This window comes from Geomonas oryzae, assembly GCF_004117875.1.
GTDB classification, from domain to species: domain Bacteria; phylum Desulfobacterota; class Desulfuromonadia; order Geobacterales; family Geobacteraceae; genus Geomonas; species Geomonas oryzae.
Genome location: NZ_RAHW01000006.1, coordinates 113444 through 128462 on the forward strand (window position 1 = coordinate 113444; position 15019 = coordinate 128462).

Here is a 15019-nt window from a genome sequence, read left to right on the forward strand (position 1 = left end):
AAAAGACCCATGGAGGCGCTCATGTCGTTGCATAAAAGCTTCATCGCAGCAGCACTTTCCTTTCTCCTGCTCTCTTCAGCCGCCGCATCCTTCGCCGCGACCCCGGAGGAATCCTTCCGCAGCACTTTCCCGCAGGTAGCCTTCGACAGCATCACCCCGACCGAAATCCCGGGACTGTTCGAAGTGATCAGCGGCCAGAACATCTTCTACTACTACCCCGACAAGCAACTCGTGCTGACGGGGGAGATCGTGAACAAGGACCTCAAGAGCCTGACCGCCGAGCGCAAGGGGCAGCTCGCTGCGAAGCTCGTGAAGGATCTTCCGCTCGACAAGGCGTTGAAGATCGGCGACGGCAAGAAGGTGGTGATCGAGTTCACCGACCCGGACTGCCCCTACTGCAGGAAGGGTGCTGAGTACTTCACCAAGCGCAGCGACGTGACCCAGTACATCTTCTTCGCGCCGCTTGCCCACCCGGGCGCCATCACGAAGATCGAGTACATCCTCTCCGCCGAGAACAAGACCCAGGCCTACGACGCGATGATGCTCGGGCAGGAGATCCCGGCGTCGGCCAAGCCCGCGTCGGCGGAGATCAAGAAGCTCGCGCAGGAGCACATGACGCTCGCCAGGAAGGTGGGGATCAGCGGGACGCCGACCTTCTTCGTCAACGGGCAGATGGTGGTGGGGGCCGACACGAAGAAGCTGGACGAGCTCCTCAAGTAACCCTTACGGCTCGGGCGTGACCGAGACGGTGCCGAACCTGCCGTCGTAGCCAGGATCGATCTCGACCTCGCCCCGCCGCATCCTGCCGATGGCGGCCGCCAAGGGCGCCGCCGAGACGGCGATCTCCTCAAGCGGTGCCTCAAGAAGGACGTGAAACTCGTTTCCCAACCGGCCCAGGAGCTCGAAGTAGAGCTTCTGGGCTTTTTTGCTGCCGCTTCCCGTGCGAAGCGTCGCGGCGATCAGGTCGATGAGGGGGATGACCGAGCTGAAGGGAGGCGCCCCGGCAGGTCTCGTCCCGGAGGGGCGGTCGGCAACGGATTCCAGCCGGTGCAGCACCCCCACGGTCACCTTGCCGCCGCATGCCGGGCAGCGGTAACCGTTGGCGACCGTTTCCGAGGGGGCAAGGCGCACGCCGCAGCACCTGTGGCCGTCGGCATGGTACTTCCCCTGCTCCGGGAAGAACTCGATGGTCCCGGCCACCCCCTCGCCCGAGCTGATGGCGCGGTAGATCCCCTGGTAGGAAGCCTCGGTGTCGAAGATGGTCGCTTCCCGTCCAAGTTTCGATGCGGAGTGGGCGTCCGAGTTGGAGACGAGGGTGATGCCGTCGAGCGCTGAGATGCGCCAGTTCATGGCGGGGTCGGAGGAAAGTCCGGTCTCGATGGCGAAGACGTGCGGGGCGAGCTCCTCGAAGCACTCCTCCAGCGTGTTGAAGCCGGAAAAGGCGCCGAATACGGAAAAGTGGGGGGTCCAGGCGTGTGCCGGGATGAGCAGCGCCTCGGGGGACGCCTCGAGCAGCATGGCGAGGAGATCCTTCGCGTCGAGCTTCAGGATCGGCCTGCCGTCCGAGGTGATGCTCCCGATTCCGGCGAGCCTTACGTTCAGCCTGCGCACCGCGTCGAGGTCGGGAAGGAGCACCAGGCAGTGCACCTTCCTGGTGCGGCCGTTTTTACGGTAGATGCAGCTGATCTCGCCGCTGGGTAGGAAGGAAATCGGTGCGAGGCAGCGCTCCGGCACGTCGGGGGCGCCGCAACGGTCGGGCGTTTCCCTGAGCCGGAAGAGCCCGCTGCCATCCGGGACGAGTTCGCGCTCGAGCTCCTCGAGCCACAAGGGATGGGTGCAGTCGCCGGTGCCGATGACGCGGATACCCTTCAACTGCCCCCAGCGCCAGAGGCTGTCGAGGCCTAAGTCGCGGCTCGTGGCTATGGAATAACGCGAATGGATGTGCAGGTCCGCGATGAATCTCATCTGTGTCCCGGTGGGTGGTCCGCCTTCAGGCGCGGCGGGCGGGGATGCGGAGTGCGGGCGGACGGCTCAGGCGCCCGTCTTGTTGCCGAACTTCTTGACCATGTGCTGGCGGTAGCTCGAGATGTCGCTGCGCAGCGAGGCGAGGCTAGCCATCTTCTCGTCGATCTTCTCGATGTGCTCGTCCAGTATCTCAACGAGGCGCGGCACCATGCGCTCGGTCTGCTTCGCCTCGCCGTACGCCGCGTAGAGCTCCTGCATTTCCCTGATGGTGAGGCCCAGTTCCTTCAGCTTGATGATGAACTTGATGCGGCGCACGTAATACGGGGTGAAACCGCGGGTCGCCCCGTCGCTTCTGGGAACGCTCTCGATGATGCCTACTTCTTCCCAGTAGCGGATGGTCCTGGTGGTGAGCCCCAGCGCAGAGGCGACCTCCCCGATGGAGGTTACTTCCTCGCCGTCCGTCAATATGTCCATGGAGTCCTCGCGGTGTTAAATTCCAAGCTAATCTAGAACATGGCGTTCTGGGTGTCAATCGCTTTCCGGCCGGATCGGTTCGGAAAAGCACGCGACACGTCATGCAAAATGCGCGGTTTACAAAACGACGTTTTTGGGATATGTAGTCCAAAAACCGACAAAAGGAGGCCATTGCCATGGATGTTTTCCAGGCAATAACCGGGCGTCGCAGCATCCGAAAGTACAAACCGACGCCGGTTGAACCAGGCAAAATAAAACAGGTCCTTAATCTCGCTCGGCTGGCGCCTTCGTGGAAGAACCAGCAGTGCTGGCGCTTTTTGGTGCTGACCGAGCCGGAGCGCATCGGGCGTCTGCTCGAGGCCTTCCCGGACGATAACCCCGGGAAAAAGGCGATAGCGGCCGCGCCTTGCATCATCGTCGTCTGCGCCGATCCGAACGAGAGCGGCGTCGAAAACGGCATCGAGTACTACATCGCCGACGCGGCGCTGGCCTTCGACCATCTCTGCCTCGCCGCCTACGGTCTGGGTCTTGGGACCTGCTGGATGGGGTGGTACGACGAGGGGCGCATCAAGGAGGCGCTCGGCATCCCCGGCGAGATAAAGGTGGTCGGGCTCACTCCGCTTGGGTATCCCGACCAGGCCCCGAATCCCCGCCCGCGCAAGGAACTGGCGGAGGTGGCCTTCAGCGAGCAGTGGGGGAACAGCCGGTGGTGAGCGTACGATGAATGCCGGATTTGCCGCCAAGGTGACCATGCCGAGGGTCGAGCGGCCGCAGGAAACCGTGCTCGCCTTCTTGCTGCAGCGTTTCCCGAAGATCCCGCCGGAGGTATGGGAGCGCCGCGTCGCCGAAGGCAAGGTGCTCTCGGACGACGGGACGCCGATCACCGCCGAGACACCGTACGCACCGCAGAAGCGGGTCTTTTATTTCAGGGAGATCGAGAATGAGCCGGTCATCCCCTTCACCGAAGAGATCCTCTTCCAAAACGAGGAGCTGCTGGTGGCGTGCAAGCCCCATTTCCTCCCCGTCACCCCGGGAGGCGCCTACCTCGAACAGAGCCTCCTGCACAGGGTGCGCAGACGGACCGGGATCGATCACATCGTGCCGCTGCACCGCATCGACCGCGAGACCGCAGGCCTCGTCCTCTTCTCGGTGAACCCCGCGACCCGCGGGCTTTACGGCGGACTTTTCCGGCAGGGGGGGATCGAGAAGAGCTACCTCGCCCTTTCCGAGGGAAAGGTGCCGGGTGAAAAGTGGCACGTGGAGAGCAGGCTCGTGCCGGGTGACCCTTGGTACACCATGATGGTCGCGCCGGGGGAGGCGAACGCCCGCTCGCAGATAACGCGCATCGGCGAAAGAGGGGGCGTGTCGCTCTTCTCGCTCGTGCCGCACACGGGAAAGACGCACCAGTTGCGGGTGCACATGATGAGCCTCGGGATGCCGATCATGAACGACAGGCTTTACCCGCAGCTGCGTCCCCGGCAGTACGACGACTTCGAAAAGCCGCTTCAGCTCCTCGCCCACACGCTCCGATTCAAGGACCCGGTGACCGGGAAACTCATGGAGTTTCAGTCGAATCGGGAGCTTTTGTGGTAATCTAAAACGGTCTGCGGCTGGAGAGGTCCGGCACACGGAGGTGCAAGATGGCCAAGAACGTGCTTTTGATGGTCGATTACGGCGTCAACAACAGCATCCATGTCAGCCTTTTCAAGATACATTTGAAAGAGGCGGGATGGCGCGAGGGGTTCCTCGAGGGGACTTTCGAAAAGAGCATGGATCTTCCCGATGCGGTGATAGAGAAGGTGGTGCAGGAAGAGTTCGACAGCGCGGCCAACCAGGCTGCCTTCAAGAAGACTTATTGCGAACTGTTCGTCACCGAGGATGAGCTGAAGTTCTCTTGGGACTGGAACACCCCTTAGTCGGTCGCGTTGCAAGTATTAAATATCTGGACAAGATCCACGAGGATTGGTTAATATCCCACCTATGAAAAAACCCGCAGCAATATTCATTATTTTGTTCACTCTGGCAGTGGTAGGTTTTGGAACATGGCAACTCTTCAAAGGGAATTTTGAGGCGGCTTTCTCTTCCTTTCCATTCCTGCTGATCATCTACTTTTTTATTAAACCTTACCGTAGTACTTGACGATAAGCGTCACATCCTTTTTGAGACTCATGATGCTTTCCCGCAGTCTGTTGTGACTGCTGTGAAAGCTCCGGTTTCGCATTGGCATCGATTACCGGCTGCTCTTGTGTAATGTCGATGGGAGAAATCATGTCCAATTGTGTGCTCGTTATCGATGATTCTGCCGCCATACGGGAACAGGTGGTGCGCACCCTGAAAGATGTCGGCCTGTTCGAGCAGTACCGGGAAGCGCGGGACGGCTTGGAAGGGTTCAAGACGCTGATCGACTCCAAGGCCGACCTCGTCATCTGCGACGTCGACATGCCGCGCATGGACGGCTACAAGTTCCTGCAGCTGGTGGCGTCGCGCCCCGACCTGCAGGGGCTTCCCATCATCATGCTGACCGGCATGATGGACTTCAACTCGAAGATCAGGGGGCTCGAACAGGGGGCAAGCGACTACCTCACCAAGCCCTTCGATCCGGGCGAGCTCGTGGCGCGCGTCAGGGTGCAACTTAAGATCAAGTCCTTGCAGGACGATCTGAGGAAGGCCAACGAGCAGTTGAAGCGCCTGACCAATATCGATCATCTCACCAACCTCTTCAATAGGCGTTACCTGTCCGAGATAATGGACGGTGAGTTCATCAGGGCCAGGCGTAACCACGAAAACCTCTCCCTCGTCATTTTCGACATCGATTACTTCAAGAGCGTGAACGACACCTACGGGCACCAAAACGGCGATATCGTGCTCTCCGCCGTCGCGGGTATCGCCCAGCAACAGATGCGCGCCTACGACAGTGCTGCGCGTTACGGCGGCGAAGAATTCGTGCTGGTGCTCCCCGGTACCGCGCTCGAAGGGGGCGTCATCGTCGCGGAGCGCCTGCGCCAGGCCGTGCTTGAATCCTCCTTTCCGTCCCCCATGGAGGATCTCACCCTCACCATCAGCGCCGGGGTCGCCACCTACCCGGGCCCGTCCGTTGAGAACATCGACTCGCTGTTCCGCCGCGCCGACGAGGCGCTCTATCGGGCGAAGCAGAGCGGTAGAAACCGCGTAGAGATGATGCCGACCTGAGAAAAATTAGACAAGTTTAAGAAAATAACTTGAAAAAATTTTAATTTGATTGTAAACGTACCTTCTGCTCGACACCGAACCAGGAGGACGTTCCATGGACAGTTTTGACGAAGCCTACGCCAGGTACCTAAAGTTGCTGGCGAAGCTCGATCGTACCGATGATGTCGCGGAAAAGAACCAGCTCTTTCGCCAGCTGACGCACCTGCTGTGCGAGCTGGAGCAGAATCTGAAAGCCGTAAAAGTAAAGCAGTACGAAAATTGGTCCCGGCGCGAAGAGCTCGCGTATTGGATCTAGTTCTTTCTCCATCGTTTTCCGTCAGATCTCCCCTCAACAGATCCCTCCGTTGTCAGGTCCTTCGCGTCGGCCGCTCCCGCGTAATTCATTAAGATGTTTGACACATTTCGTTACTCCTATATCCTATAATTAAAGCTCCTGGCGGTGCGCCGACACGCGGCGCGCACCGTTCTTTCAATCCCAGTTGGAGGAGGTTGCCATGAAGATACTGGTATGCATAAAGCAGGTGCCGGACATGGAGTCCCGGTTCAAGCCTGATGCTTCGGGCGTATGGTTCGCCGAGACGGACCTTGCCTTTAGAGTGAACGAGTACGACGAGTACGCCGTCGAGCAGGCCGTGCTGCTCAAGGAGCAACTGGGCGGCGAGCCTGAGGTCACCGTGCTCTCGGTAGGGGCGGATCGGGTGGTCGAGGCGATCAAGAAGGGGCTTTCGATGGGCGGGGACCGCGGTGTTCACGTGCAGGATGCAGCGGCACACCTGAAGGATTCCTGGCAGGTGGCGTCGATAATCGCCGCCTATGCCGTCGGGGAAGGGTTCGACCTCATCCTCACCGGGCTGCAGTCACAAGATCGAGGTTCCGCCCAGGTCGGCGTGACGATAGCGGAGCTGCTCGACTATGCCTGCGCCACCACCGCGGTCGGCTTTGAGTATGCCGATGGTACCGTTACGGTGAAGCGTGAGCTGGAAGGAGGGGTAAAGGGGACGGTGCGGCTGAAGACGCCGGCCGTGGTGACCTGCCAGTTGGGGCTGAACCAGCCGCGCTATCCGACACTGCCCAACATCATGAAGGCGAAGAAGAAAGAGGTCCGCGTCATACCCGTAGCCGAGTTGCTGCACCAGGAACAAAGGGTGGCACCGGTCGAATTCCGGGCTCCGGCCAGGAAGGGGAGCGCCGTGGTGCTGGAAGGAGAGCTTGCCGACCAGGTCGACCGTCTCATCGGGATACTGAAGGACAAGACAGCGGTGCTGCGCTAGGGGGATACCATGAAATTCTTACTGATCGGTGAATGCCGTGAAGGCAAGCTGCTGGAATACAGTTATGAACTGTTCGGGTTCGCGTCGCAGGCGGGAGCCGAAACTGCCATGCTTCTTGTCGGCGAGGAGGGAACCCTTCCCGGGTACGGTGGTACCGTTTACCTCGCTGATGCCGGGAAGTACGGCGAGTACAACCCGGACCTGCACAAGCGTCTGGTGCAGGCGGTTGTGGAGCGGGAGCGGCCGGACTACGTGGTGTTCATGCACACCTCCTACGGTTGGGATCTGGCGCCGAGGGTCGCGGCCCTGTTGAAGGCGCCGCAGGTTTCCGAGGTGGTTGCGCTGGCGGAAGGGGGGGGCTTCGAGCGGCCCTGCCTGAGCCAGAAGATGCGTCAGGTAGTGAAGCCGCAGGGAACTCCCGTGGTGCTTACCCTGCAGGGGGGAGCGTTTCCCGCCCTGGTCCCGGGAGGAACGCCGCAGGTGCAGCCGGTCGACGCGGCGGGGGAGGGGAAGGTAGAGTTTCTAGGGTATGAGGCGGCGGCGCGCAAGGGGGTCGACCTGACCAAGGCCGAAGTGATCGTGAGCGTCGGTCGCGGTGTCGGCAAGAAGGAGAACATACCGGTCATTGCCGAGCTTGCCAGGGTGCTGGGAGGTGAGGTCGGGGCGAGCCGCCCCGTGGTGGACAGCGGCTGGATGGATGCCGGGAATCAGGTCGGTGTGACCGGGCAGACGGTGAGCCCGAAGCTGTACGTCGCGTGCGGCATCAGCGGGGCGATACAGCATCTTGCGGGGATGAAGAAATCCGGGTTCATCGTGGCGATCAACAAGGACAAGGACGCCCCCATAGCCGGGGTGGCCGACGTGTTGGTGGTGGCCGACGTGATGCAGTTCGTCCCGGCGCTGACCGCGAAGCTGGTCAAGTAGCGGAACTGCCGGTGGACCCTCTGACCAGTCGGACCAGTCGGACCAGTCGGACCAGTCGGACCGGTCGGACCAGTCGGACCAGTCGGACCAGTCGGACCAGTCGGACCAGTCGGACCAGTCGGACCGGTCGGACCAGTTGGACGAAAATCGGGAGGTGCTGATGAACGGTTCGGACGACCTCATCCTGCCGCACGGCGGCTTTCGCCGTTTGCGCAGTTTTGCGGTGGCGTTGGCCGCCTACGACGGCACCGTGATCTTTTGCGACCGCTTCATCGACAAGCGTTCGCGCACCCACGACCAGATGGTGCAGGCCGCGCGCAGCGGCGTGCAGAACATAGCCGAAGGCTCTCTCGCCTCGGGCACCTCGAAAAAGACCGAGCTCAAACTGACCGGTGTGGCTCGAGCGAGCCTTGGTGAACTGATCCGCGACTTCGAGGACTACCTGCGCCAGAACGGTCTGCAAATCTGGGACAAGGATTCCCCAAAGGTAAGGGCAATGCGGGCGAGGCTCGCCGGACGGTTGACCAAGGCGGCCGGCGAGTCGGACAGGTCGGACAGGTCAGACAGGTCAGACAGGTCAGAGTTTTTCGATGAGCCTTTGCTGGCGGCGTTGCGGGCTCTGAGGACCAGCAGCGCGGAGGTTGCCGCCAACATACTCCTCTGCCTGTCCCACCAGGCAAGCTTCCTGCTCAGACGCCAGATGGAGCGCCTGGAACACGACTTCACCCAGAACGGCGGCTTCACGGAAAGACTCTACAACTACCGCAAGGAACACCGCTGACACAAAAAAGGCGCGGCAACCATCGGCTGCCGCGCCTTCTCTTAACAACACCTGCGACGCCTACCGCATCAGCTCCAAAAATTCCTCTTCACTCAAAACGCTCACGCCCAACTGCCGCGCCTTCTCGAGCTTGCTCCCGGCATCGGCGCCTGCCACCACATAGTCGGTCTTCTTGGAAACGGACCCGGCGGCATGCGCTCCTTCCTGCTCCACCATCTTCTTCGCCTCGTCCCTGGTGAACTTCTCCAGAGCACCGGTGAAGACGAAGGTCTTGCCGGTGAAGCGGCCGCCGACCCGCTTATCCTCGACCTTGGGACTCACCCCGGCCGCTTTGAGCCGCTCGATCACCTTCAGGTTCTCTTCGTTTCTGAAGAAATCGGCGATGCTCGCCGCCACCTGCGGGCCTACTTCGCGGATGCTGGTCAGCTCTTCTTCGCCTGCCTTGGCGAGGTTGTCGATACTGCCGAAGGCCCCGGCCAAAAGCTTCGCGGTGTGCTCCCCCACGTGCCTTATGCCGAGCGCGAAGATGAGTCTGGATAGCTCGCGCTCCTTGCTCGCCTCGATGGCGTTCAAAAGGTTCTCGGAGAGCTTCTTGCCCATCCGCTCGAACTGCATGAAATCCTCTTCCTTCAGCGAGTAGATGTCGGCCACGTCTCTGATGAGCTTCAGGCTCAGCAACTGTTCGATGAACTTGTCCCCGAGCCCCTCGATGTCCATGGCGCGCCGCGAGGCGAAGTGCTTCACCCGCTCGAGCAACTGTGCCGGACAGGCGAAGGCCACGCAGCGCACGGCGACCTCGTCGGGGATACGCACCACTTCGCCGCCGCACACCGGACAATGCGCCGGGACCTCCGGCTTCACCGCACCTTCGGGACGCTTGTCCAACTGTACCTGCACCACGGCTGGGATGACGTCCCCCGCACGCTCCACGATCACGGTGTCACCTTCCCGGATGTCCTTGCGCTCGAGCTCTTCCCAGTTGTGCAGCGTGGCCCGGGACACCATGACGCCGGAGACGTTTACCGGCTTCAAAAACGCAACCGGGGTTATGACGCCGGTACGACCTACGGAATGGAAGATCTTTTCGACTACCGTCGTCGCCTGCCGGGGAGGGAACTTCCAGGCGATGGCCCAGCGCGGCGAACGGCTCTTCTCCCCAAGCTCGCGCTGCATGGTGAAGGAGTCTACCTTCACCACGACCCCGTCGATCTCGTAGGGGAGCTCCTCGCGTTGTTCCATCATCTCCTGGTAGTAGGCGAGCATCGCCGCGATGCCTCTCACCACGCGGGTAAGCGGATTGACGGGCAGACGCCATTTCGGGATGGTCTCCAGGAAGTTGCTCTGGGAGGTGAAGTCGGCGCCGGCAATCTCCCCCGGTGCATAGCAGAAGATGCTGAGCGGGCGCTTGGCGGTGATGCGGGAGTCGAGCTGGCGCAGGGAACCTGCCGCCGCGTTCCTCGGGTTGGCGAAGGGAGGCTCTCCCGCTTCCTCGCGCTCCTGGTTGAACTTGCGGAAGGGGGCCAAGGGCAGGTACACCTCGCCGCGCACGGTGAGAAGTTCAGGGGCCTTGTCCGTCTCCAGACGTAGCGGCACGTCCTTGATCGTCTTCAGGTTCTGCGTCACGTCCTCGCCCACGACGCCGTCGCCTCGGGTCGAGCCGATCTCCAAAAGCCCCTGCCGGTACACGAGCTCCACGGCGACCCCGTCCATCTTAGGTTCGCAGACGTACGCGATCTCCGCGTCCCCGGAAAGGCCCAAGAAGCGCTTGACCCGGTCGTCGAAGTCGATCATGTCCTGCTCGGTGAAGGCGTTTTCCAGCGAGAGCATGGGGAGGGTGTGGCGCACCTGGGAAAACTTCGCGAGCGGCCTTCCTCCTACGCGCTTGGTGGGTGAATCGGGGAGGGCGAGCTCCGGGAACTCGGTTTCCAGCGTGAGCAGCTCGCGAAACAGCGCGTCGTACTCCGCGTCGGTTATTTCCGGCATGTCCTGCTCGTAGTAAAGGCGGTTGTGGCGCTCGATCTCTTTTGCGAGCAGGACGATGCGCTCCCCTGCGGCTTGTGCTTCCATTTTCTAGGACCTCGATGGCTTTTGTCGTGAACGCTGCTTTATAGCACACCCTTCAAGGTATTAACAGCGGGAGATGGCCTCCTTATTCGCCATCAAGGATAAGTGTGACGTCTTCGCACTCAAGCCCCGGGTCGTCGCGCGTAAGGCTCGCCGGACGACGCTTAAGCTGAGTGGCATCAGATGTAACCCCGCTGCGGAGCCTCGGCAAGCATCCCTATTCCCATGCTTCGTTATCCAGGACCGCATTTTGTTAATCTGACGCCTTGAAATAGCAAATGCACCTCTTAGTTTTCTAATACAAGCCTCCATATTAACAAGTGAGACCGGCTCATTAAGGCATGGCGCCCATCTTCGGTCATGACATGCTCGAAGATGGGTACGGAAGTGGCCCGCAGTGGTAAAAATGACACGCAAACTTCGCTTGCCGGGGGCTAAATCAGTAAATGATGGTGTTACTTTGTCTTACTGCACCCATACATTAGCAAACGCACCCCTGCTTTTTCCTTAAGCAGACCTTACATATAATAAACGCACTCCTGCTTTTCCTTAAAGCAGACCGTACATTAATAAACGCACTCCTGCTTTTGCTTGAAGCAGACCTTACATTAATAAAAGTGCCCCTGCTTTTTCTGAAAGTGACTTTTGCATTAACAGATGCAGGCCCTGCTTTCTTTCCATGTCATGTGTAGAGGGTTAAGCATGAGGTGGAGGAGGGGGCGCGATACCGCCTTGCATTGCCCCGCGGCATCTGGTAACAATACGGCGGCTTTTTTCGCTTCGCAGAGGAACACATGCTCGACCTTTCACGTTTAAATCCCGAACAGCTTGCCGCGGTAAAGCATACCGAAGGGGCACTCCTGGTTCTTGCCGGTGCCGGTTCCGGTAAGACCGGCGTCATCACGTATCGCATCGCGCACCTTATCCTGAATCTGAAGGTGCCGGCGGACCGCATCCTGGCCGTTACCTTCACCAATAAGGCGGCAAAGGAGATGAAGGAGCGCGTGGAGCACCTCGTGGGGCGCCGTGATTCGAAGGGGATCGTCCTCTCGACCTTCCACTCCCTCGGAGTGCGCGTGCTCAAGCGGGACATCGAACGCTTGGGGTACAAGAAGAACTTCTCCATCTACTCCACCGCCGATCAGGTGGGGCTCGTGCGCCAGATCGTTCGCGAGGTGAACACGGACAGCAAGAAGTACGATCCGGAGAGCATCATCTGGCGCATCTCGGGCGCCAAGAACAAGTTGATCCCGCCGGACCGCTACGCGCCGAACCCGCTGGACGACGTGGACATGATGGCCGCCCTGGTCTATCCCCGCTACCAGTCCGCGCTGAAGGCGTTCAACGCCATCGACTTCGACGATATCATCATGCTCACGGCCGAGCTTTTGCAGCACCATCCGCCGGTGCTGAAGCACTGGCAGGAGCGCTTCAGCTACCTCATGGTGGACGAGTACCAGGACACGAACTCCTCCCAATACCTCCTGGTGAACCTTCTGGCCGCCGGCAGCGGCAACCTCTGCGTCGTCGGCGACGACGACCAGTCCATCTACGGCTGGCGCGGCGCCGACGTCGGGAACATCCTCGACTTCGAGAAGGACTTCAAGGGGTGCCGCACCATAAAGCTCGAGCAGAACTACCGCTCCACCGGCAACATCCTCGATGCCGCCAACAGTGTGATCGGCAACAACAAGGTGAGAAAGGCCAAGCGCCTCTGGACCGCCTCTGGGCAGGGTCCGCTCATCGACCTCTGCATCGTGCAGGACGACGAGGAGGAGGCGACCAGCGTGGTCGAGCGCATCCAGTTGGAGCGCTTCAAGAAGGACGTGCCGTACAGCGACTTCGCCATCCTGTACCGCACCAACGCGCAGAGCCGCGCCTTCGAGGAGCAGCTCCGTTTCGAGGACATCCCCTACGTCCTCGTCGGGGGCACCCAGTTCTTCGAAAGAAAGGAGGTGAAGGACTCCCTTTCCTATTTGAAGGTGATCGCGAACCCTCTGGACGAAGTGGCTCTGCTGCGCATCGTCAATTTCCCGCGGCGCGGTATCGGCGACAGCACGGTGATCCGCATCAACCAATGGTCGCTGGAAAAGGAGATCCCACTCTTCGAGGCGTTCAGCCGCGTCGCGGAGATCGAGGGTATCGCCGACAACATAAAGGAGAAGGTGCACGCCTTCCACCAGACCCTTCTTGACGCTGCGGCCGCATTCAAGGAGGAGGGGGGACTCGCGGAGCGGGGAAAGTTGCTCTTCGAGAAGCTGAAGATCGAGGAGGAGATCTTCCGTACCATCGACGACCAGAAGACCGCGCGGCGGAAGGTCGAGAACGTGGAGCAGATCATCAACTCCATGGCCGCCTACGAGGAGCGGGTGCCGCAGGCGACGCTCGGGGGCTTCATCGAGAAGGTCTCCCTCATGGACGAGGACCGTTTCTCCGGCAAGGACAAGAAGGACCACGGCAAGGACGCGGTGACCCTCATGTCGCTGCACTCAAGCAAGGGGCTCGAGTTCCCCTTCGTGTTCCTGGTCGGGATGGAGGACGAGATCCTGCCGCACAAGAGGGCCATCTACGAGGACGACAGCATCGACGAGGAGCGCCGCCTGTGTTACGTCGGCATCACGCGGGCGAGGCAGCAGCTCGTGATGACGCGGACGCTGTACCGGAAGCGATACGGAAAGCTCGAGGAGAGGGTTCCCTCCAGGTTCCTGGAGGAGATCCCCGGAAACGTCTTGAACGTGCAGCAAAGCGGCGTGGCGCGCGAGGTCACGCCTGAAGAGGCGGAAAAGAGTGCGGAGGATTTTTTCGCGAAGATGAAGGCGATGATGGGGTAGGGGGAAAGAGATTCAGCTGAGGTTACCGGCATCCGGGTAAGCAATGGAGTCAAATCCCCCCTCTCCCCCCTTCGCAAAGGGGGGGACGTGACGCCATGCTCAGTGCTTCGAGACTAATGACGCAGGAGTTTCCCCGGAAGTTCCTGAAGAATCTTCGCAAAGGGGGGAGTGTAAGGTCACCTGCGACGCCTTTTAGAGAGCCCTAGTGTTTGCCGAGGGTTTTTTGGCCGGGTTTCCAGCCGAGCGGGCAGAGCGAGCCTGTCTGCAGCGCCTCGAGGACGCGCATGGTCTCTTCGATGCTTCTCCCCACGTCGAGGTTGTGCACGACCTGGTACTGGAGCACTCCTTCCGGGTCGATGATGTACAGCGCGCGCAGGGCGACGCCATCCTTCTCGTCGAGGCAGCCGTACTTCATGGCGACTTCCTTCTTGATGTCGGAGAGCAGGGGGTAGCGCAGGTTACCCAGATCGCCCCGCTGGACCCAGGCGAGGTGGGAGTACTTGCTGTCCGTGGAAGCACCCAGCACGACGGTGTTCAGCTGCTCGAAGCCGGCAAGCGCCTCGTTGAACCCCTTGATCTCAGTCGGGCAGACGAAGGTGAAGTCCATCGGGTAGAAGAAAAGGACGACCCATTTGCCGCGGAACTCGTCGAGGGAGACCTGCCGGAACTCCTTGCCCTGCGTGGTGCTGACCCAGGCGTCGAGCTTGAAACCGGGGGCCGGATCACCTACCTTGGCGATCTGCTGGATGTCTTCGGCACCCATCGCAGAAGGAGCGGAGGCGAAGAGGGAGAGGGCCAGTGCGGCTAACAACGTAACGGTAGAAAGTTTCATCTGTCGCTCCTGTGACTGACGCAATATGCTTTACTGTTTACGTTTTCAGGTATAATTCAACGGCGGTATATCATACCCTAGCTCTGTATGAGCAACCAACAAAAACTTTTCACCCAATGCTTAGTATGGTATTGGTGTAGCAAATCAAACACAAAGGAGCAACATAATGACTGAAGAAAAAAATCCCGTGGTCATCATGGAGACCTCGATGGGTACCGTTAAGATCGAGCTCTTCAAAGATAAGGCCCCCATCTCCGTCCGTAACTTCCTCTCCTATGTCAAGGACGCATACTACGACGGCACCATCTTCCACCGTGTCATCAAGAATTTCATGGTGCAGGGGGGCGGTCTGGACGAGAACATGCAGCCGAAGAAGACCAAGTTCGCCATCAAGAATGAGGCGACCAACGGCCTTAAGAACGTGCGCGGCACCCTCGCCATGGCCCGTACCGCGGTCGTCGACTCCGCCACCTCGCAGTTCTTCGTCAACGTGGTGGACAACGCGTTCCTCGACCACGCCGGCAAGACTCCGGACCGTTTCGGTTATGCCGTCTTCGGGCAGGTGATCGAAGGGATGGACGTGGTCGACGCGATCCGCGATGTGAAGACCACCACCAAGTCCGGTCATCAGGATGTTCCGGTCGATCCGGTCGTGATCAACTCGCTGCGCTTGGCTGAGTAGGATAAG

The 15019-nt window shown here is 60.3% G+C and carries 15 protein-coding genes; 11 read left to right on the top strand and 4 right to left on the bottom strand.

The window, feature by feature from the left end; all coding sequences use genetic code 11:
- Positions 1-21 precede the first annotated feature (21 nt).
- Positions 22-720: a DsbC family protein gene (locus tag D6Z24_RS15565; RefSeq protein WP_129127526.1), complete on the top strand. Its 699-nt coding sequence runs from the start codon at positions 22-24 to the stop codon at positions 718-720.
- Positions 721-723: 3 nt separating this feature from the next.
- Here the strand turns inward: D6Z24_RS15565 and D6Z24_RS15570 are convergent, their stop codons facing one another.
- Both D6Z24_RS15570 and D6Z24_RS15575 read right to left on the bottom strand, forming a co-directional pair.
- Positions 724-1965, bottom strand: a complete 1242-nt coding sequence (locus tag D6Z24_RS15570) for an endonuclease Q family protein (RefSeq protein ID WP_129127527.1) — start codon at positions 1963-1965, stop codon at positions 724-726.
- A 66-nt stretch (positions 1966-2031) separates the two neighbouring features.
- On the bottom strand, positions 2032-2439 hold the full coding sequence (locus D6Z24_RS15575; protein WP_129127528.1) for a MerR family transcriptional regulator: 408 nt from the start codon (positions 2437-2439) through the stop codon (positions 2032-2034).
- 176 nt (positions 2440-2615) lie between these two features.
- On the opposite strand from D6Z24_RS15575, the gene D6Z24_RS15580 reads away from it, so the two are divergent.
- From D6Z24_RS15580 to D6Z24_RS15615, 8 genes are all read left to right on the top strand, one after another.
- Positions 2616-3152, top strand: a complete 537-nt coding sequence (locus D6Z24_RS15580) for a nitroreductase family protein (protein ID WP_129127529.1) — start codon at positions 2616-2618, stop codon at positions 3150-3152.
- A 7-nt stretch (positions 3153-3159) separates the two neighbouring features.
- Entirely contained in the window at positions 3160-4032 is an 873-nt protein-coding gene (locus tag D6Z24_RS15585; protein ID WP_129127530.1) for a pseudouridine synthase, read from the top strand.
- A 47-nt stretch (positions 4033-4079) separates the two neighbouring features.
- A complete protein-coding gene (locus D6Z24_RS15590; RefSeq protein ID WP_129127531.1) occupies positions 4080-4355 on the top strand; it encodes a hypothetical protein in 276 nt (91 codons plus the stop codon).
- 352 nt (positions 4356-4707) lie between these two features.
- Positions 4708-5628, top strand: coding sequence for a diguanylate cyclase (locus D6Z24_RS15595; protein ID WP_129127532.1), 921 nt, complete (start codon positions 4708-4710; stop codon positions 5626-5628).
- A 94-nt stretch (positions 5629-5722) separates the two neighbouring features.
- Positions 5723-5923 carry a hypothetical protein gene (locus tag D6Z24_RS15600; RefSeq protein WP_129127533.1) on the top strand — a complete coding sequence of 67 codons (201 nt, stop codon included), beginning with the start codon at positions 5723-5725 and terminating at the stop codon, positions 5921-5923.
- 199 nt (positions 5924-6122) lie between these two features.
- Positions 6123-6899 (top strand): electron transfer flavoprotein subunit beta/FixA family protein, encoded by a 777-nt coding sequence (locus tag D6Z24_RS15605; RefSeq protein ID WP_129127534.1) that lies wholly within the window; start codon positions 6123-6125, stop codon positions 6897-6899.
- 9 nt (positions 6900-6908) lie between these two features.
- Entirely contained in the window at positions 6909-7823 is a 915-nt protein-coding gene (locus D6Z24_RS15610; protein WP_129127535.1) for an electron transfer flavoprotein subunit alpha/FixB family protein, read from the top strand.
- 160 nt (positions 7824-7983) lie between these two features.
- Positions 7984-8604 carry a four helix bundle suffix domain-containing protein gene (locus tag D6Z24_RS15615; RefSeq protein ID WP_129127536.1) on the top strand — a complete coding sequence of 207 codons (621 nt, stop codon included), beginning with the start codon at positions 7984-7986 and terminating at the stop codon, positions 8602-8604.
- A gap of 60 nt (positions 8605-8664) precedes the next feature.
- Here D6Z24_RS15615 and ligA read toward each other — a convergent pair whose 3' ends face one another.
- Complete coding sequence (ligA, locus tag D6Z24_RS15620) at positions 8665-10671, bottom strand: NAD-dependent DNA ligase LigA (RefSeq protein WP_129127537.1); 2007 nt, start codon at positions 10669-10671, stop codon at positions 8665-8667.
- 791 nt (positions 10672-11462) lie between these two features.
- On the opposite strand from ligA, the gene D6Z24_RS15625 reads away from it, so the two are divergent.
- A complete protein-coding gene (locus tag D6Z24_RS15625) occupies positions 11463-13499 on the top strand; it encodes an ATP-dependent helicase (protein ID WP_129127538.1) in 2037 nt (678 codons plus the stop codon).
- A gap of 202 nt (positions 13500-13701) precedes the next feature.
- Here D6Z24_RS15625 and D6Z24_RS15630 read toward each other — a convergent pair whose 3' ends face one another.
- On the bottom strand, positions 13702-14262 hold the full coding sequence (locus tag D6Z24_RS15630) for a peroxiredoxin (RefSeq protein WP_246014702.1): 561 nt from the start codon (positions 14260-14262) through the stop codon (positions 13702-13704).
- Positions 14263-14497: 235 nt separating this feature from the next.
- Here D6Z24_RS15630 and D6Z24_RS15635 point away from each other — a divergent pair, with 235 nt between their 5' ends.
- Positions 14498-15013, top strand: a complete 516-nt coding sequence (locus D6Z24_RS15635; RefSeq protein ID WP_129127540.1) for a peptidylprolyl isomerase — start codon at positions 14498-14500, stop codon at positions 15011-15013.
- Positions 15014-15019 lie beyond the last annotated feature (6 nt).